4 protein-coding genes and 1 pseudogene are annotated in these 4,069 nt (G+C 69.5%); 3 read left to right on the top strand and 2 right to left on the bottom strand.

What is annotated here, in order from left to right:
• Positions 1–16: 16 nt before the first annotated feature.
• Complete coding sequence (locus tag U9980_RS08835; protein ID WP_322767479.1) at positions 17–598, bottom strand: PLD nuclease N-terminal domain-containing protein; 582 nt, start codon at positions 596–598, stop codon at positions 17–19.
• Between the two features lie 23 nt (positions 599–621).
• Between U9980_RS08835 and U9980_RS08830 the strand changes: the two genes are divergently transcribed.
• The 3 genes from U9980_RS08830 to U9980_RS08820 all read left to right on the top strand — a co-directional run bounded on the left by U9980_RS08830 (position 622) and on the right by U9980_RS08820 (position 3,813).
• On the top strand, positions 622–2,073 hold the full coding sequence (locus U9980_RS08830; RefSeq protein ID WP_322767478.1) for a menaquinone biosynthesis decarboxylase: 1,452 nt from the start codon (positions 622–624) through the stop codon (positions 2,071–2,073).
• A gap of 87 nt (positions 2,074–2,160) precedes the next feature.
• A complete protein-coding gene (gene mqnP / locus U9980_RS08825; protein ID WP_322748808.1) occupies positions 2,161–3,084 on the top strand; it encodes a menaquinone biosynthesis prenyltransferase MqnP in 924 nt (307 codons plus the stop codon).
• Positions 3,085–3,135: 51 nt separating this feature from the next.
• A complete protein-coding gene (locus U9980_RS08820; protein ID WP_322767487.1) occupies positions 3,136–3,813 on the top strand; it encodes a UbiX family flavin prenyltransferase in 678 nt (225 codons plus the stop codon).
• A gap of 22 nt (positions 3,814–3,835) precedes the next feature.
• Here the strand turns inward: U9980_RS08820 and U9980_RS08815 are convergent.
• Positions 3,836–4,069, bottom strand: a pseudogene (locus U9980_RS08815) (hypothetical protein); the annotation flags it as partial.

Genomic DNA, 4,069 nt, shown 5'->3' with positions numbered 1-4,069 from the left:
CCAGCGGCTGACGGTTTCAGGTCCGGGACGTGCCGTCGCCGTCCCCACGGCGGATCCGTTCGGACAGCTCGCGCAGGAACTCGGGGTTGTCGTCGGGGGCGACCGGTGGCGGCGTCGGGCCTCGGCGGGCCCAGGGAAACCTGCGCTCGGTGGAGACCCTGTTGCGCTCACCCCAGCGGGCACCGGGGTGTTCGGTCCAGGGCGAGCGACCGCCCCACGCCGGGTGGTCACTGTTCTGCGCGGCACCGGCGCCGCGGCGTGGGCGGCCCAACAGGAACCATGCCACGGCGCCGACGACCTCGAACAGAACAATGATCGCAATCCACGCGAGTTTGGGGAGCGTGCGGACCGAGGCTGGCGGGGTCAGCGCCACGTCAACAATCGCGTAGATCCAGAATCCGAGAAGTGCCAGCGTCAGTACGAAGCCGACCACCGTACCGCCGCCCCTTTCCCTGCTCTCGCCATCCGCCGGGCCCGTACGGGCTGTCGGGACCGCACCGAAGCGCTGATCACCCGCCAGTGCCGTACCGGCCGTCTGCCGTCCACCATGTCCGTCGTTGTTCGACGGTACCGCCAACCATGATGCGCCCGCCCGCACCGCCCGCTGCAAGGATGGTGGCCATGGCCTGGGCGGATCTGCGCGCGTTCCTCGCTCACCTCGAGCGCCACGGTGACCTGCGGCACGTCCGCGTCCCGGTCGACCCGGTCCTGGAGGTCACTGAGATCGTCACCCGGGTTGTCCGGGAGGGCGGACCCGCGTTGCTGTTCGATCGGCCGACCGGCGCCGACATGCCATTGGCGATCAACGTCTTCGGGACGCAGGAGCGGATGGCTGCGGCGTTGGGAGCCGACAGCCTCGACGCGATCGGCGATCGGATCGCCGCCATGCTCAAGCCGGAGGTGCCGGTGGGGTTCGCCGGCCTGCGCGAGGTGTTCGGCAAGGTCGCGGCCCTGCGTGCGGTGCCACCGCGCACGGTCCGCACCGCCCCCTGCCAGGACATCGTGCTCAAGGGCTCGGACGTCGACCTGTTTCGGTTGCCCGGGCTGCATTCCTGGCCGGAGGACGGCGGTGTCTTCCTCAACCTCGGACTCACCCACACCAAGCATCCCGAGACGGGCCAACGCAACCTGGGCCTGTACCGGCTGCAGCGGCACGACGCCCAGACGGTCGGCATGCACTGGCAGATCCACAAGGACTCCAACGCCCACCATGCCGTGGCGGAGCGCCGTGGTGAGAAGCTGCCGGTCGCGATCGCGTTCGGCTGCGATCCGGCGGTAACCTATGCGGCGTCGGCTCCACTACCGGCGGAGATCGACGAGTACCTGTTCGCCGGGTTCCTGCGGGGCGAGCGGGTCGAGATGGTCGACTGCCTGAGCGTTCCGCTGCGGGTGCCCGCGAACGCCCAGATCGTGCTGGAGGGCTGGCTTGAGCCTGGGCAACGGCGTCCGGAGGGGCCGTTCGGCGACCACACGGGCTTCTACACGCCGGTCGAACCGTTCCCCGCGCTTCGGGTCGATGTGATGACCATGCAGCGTGACCCGGTCTTCCAGACGATCGTCGTGGGTCGCCCGCCGCAGGAGGACGGGCCGCTCGGAAAGGCCACAGAGCGGATCTTTCTCCCGCTGATCCGGATGATGATCCCGGAGATAGTCGACTACGACCTCCCGGTCGAGGGCGTCTTCCACAACTGCGCCATCGTCTCGATCGACAAGCGGTATCCCAAGCACGCGCAGAAGGTCATGCACGCGATCTGGGGCGCCGGGCTGCTGTCACTGTCCAAGCTTGTTGTCGTCGTCGACGCGGACTGTGACGTTCACGACTACTCCGAGGTGGCCTGGCGGGCGTTCGGCAACGTCGACTACGCCCATGACCTGCTGACCACGATCGGCCCGGTCGACCACCTCGACCACGCGTCCTACGAGCAGTTCTTCGGCGGGAAGATCGGCGTGGACGCCACCCGCAAGCTCGCGACCGAGGGATACCGTCGCGAGGGCGGTTGGCCCGCGGAGGCCGTGATGGATCAGGCAACCAGGGATCTGGTCACCCGGCGCTGGAAAAAGTACGGACTGTGAGTGGTGCCCATGGCCGGGATGCTGTCGGTCTCCGGTCTCCGGTCTCCGGTCTCCGATGGGCGGTGCGGTGGATGGAGTTGATCGCTGGTGAGTGAAGCGGTAGTTGCGCCGGGGATGTCGGGGCCTGCCCCGGCGCCCGACGGCCCGGTTCGCGCCTTCCTGCGGGTGGTGGTGATCGAGCATTCGGTGTTCGCCCTGCCGTTCGCCTACGTCGCCGCGCTCACCGCCTCCTTTGACGTCTCCCGCTCGGTGCACTGGTCGGACCTCGGGCTGGTGACCGTCGCGATGGTCGCGGCCCGCACCTTCGCGATGGCCACCAACCGGATCATCGACCGTACGATCGACGGACGTAACCCCCGCACGGCCGGTCGCGAGTTGGTCACCGGCGTCGTTTCGGTGCGCACAGCCACCGTTGGTGCGGCCGTCGCGTTGGCGGTCTTCTGCGCCTGCGCGGCGGCACTGTCCTGGCTCTGTCTGGCGCTCGCGCCGCTCGCGGTGATTCCACTGGTCGTCTACTCCTATTCCAAGCGGTTCACCAACTTCCCGCATGCCGTCCTTGCGCTGGCACAGGCGGTCGCGCCCATCGGTGCCTGGATAGCCATCACCGGCCGGTGGTCGTGGGCGGGAGTCGTGCTCGGGGTTGCTGTCGGCGCCTGGATAGGCGGCTTCGACCTGATCTATTCCTGCCAGGACGCCGAGATCGACCGCAGCATCGGCGTGGGTTCGGTGCCGGCCCGTTTCGGCGTTCAGGCGGCGTTGACCGCCTCGATCGTCACCCATGTCCTGACGTTCGCCCTCTTTGTCATGTTCGGGCTGATGGAGAACTTCGGCGCCTGGTGGTGGGCGGGTCTGGCCGTGACCGCGGCAGCGTTCTGTTACGAGCACGCGATCGTGTCCGCGGACGACCTGTCGCGGGTGAACCGCGCCTTTCTCACTGCGAACGGTTTCGTCGGTATCGTCCTGTTCGCCTTCGCCGTCATCGACCTGGCCGGGCGTGGCCTGGCCTGGTGACCGGGGCGGGATGTGGGGCGTGGCGTGGGCGTGGCGTGGCTGGAGGCCGACATGGACGGTGGCGAACCGCGGCGACCATGGGTGGTGGGCGTCAGCGGCGCGAGTGGCACGCCGTACGCGGCATCGGTGCTGCGCGGGCTGCTGGACGCCGGTATGGCGATCGATCTGATCGTCTCCCGGGCCGCCCGGCTCACGTTGCTCGACGAGACCGGCCTGGCCTGGCGGGACAACGCCTGGCCGCAGTCGCTGGCCAGCTGGCTCGGCGTTGACGTTGACGCGTCCGCCGGTGTGTCGGGGGCAGCGGCGCAGGGTTGGATCCGCCACTGGTCGCCCGGTGACCTCGCGGCCGGCCCGAGCAGTGGTTCCTACCTGACGAGGGGGATGATCGTCGTTCCGGCGAGCACAGCGGCGGTGGCCGGCATCGCGCTGGGCCTGTCCAAGGACCTGCTGCAACGCGCCGCCGACGTCACCTTGAAGGAACGACGCACGCTGGTCGTCGTCCCGAGGGAGATGCCCTTCACCCGCTCGACGCTGTTACACATGCTGTCGCTGCACGAGGCGGGCGCGGTCGTGGCGGCGGCGAGCCCCGGCTTCTACGCGGGCGCGGCCGACGCGCAGGCGCTCGTGGACTTCGTGGCCGGCAAGGTTCTGGACGCTGCCGGCGTGCCGAACAACCTCCTGCGCCGCTGGACGGGCGAGCTCGGCGCCGCCCGCCGCCCGTCCCCGTGACCGTGTACGTCAACGGCGCCTGCTACCTGGGTCGTACCGTGAACCCACGGCAGCGGTAGTTGATGCCACGCTGGGGCTTGAGGCACGGGATTGAGGCAGGCATGACCCGTCGTAACGCCGGTAGACCGAACGCCGGTAGACCGAACGCCGGCAGACCGCCCGCCGGAGCGAAACGGACAGCCGGGTCGGGCGACGGTTCGGTGCCGCGCCCTGTCCCCGCCGCCCGGCGTTCCCCACCCGAGCCGGCTGCGCCCGA

The organism is Protofrankia sp. Cr1, from assembly GCF_963555865.1.
Classification (GTDB): domain Bacteria; phylum Actinomycetota; class Actinomycetes; order Frankiales; family Frankiaceae; genus Protofrankia.
This window is presented reverse-complemented; position numbering and strand designations above follow the sequence as displayed.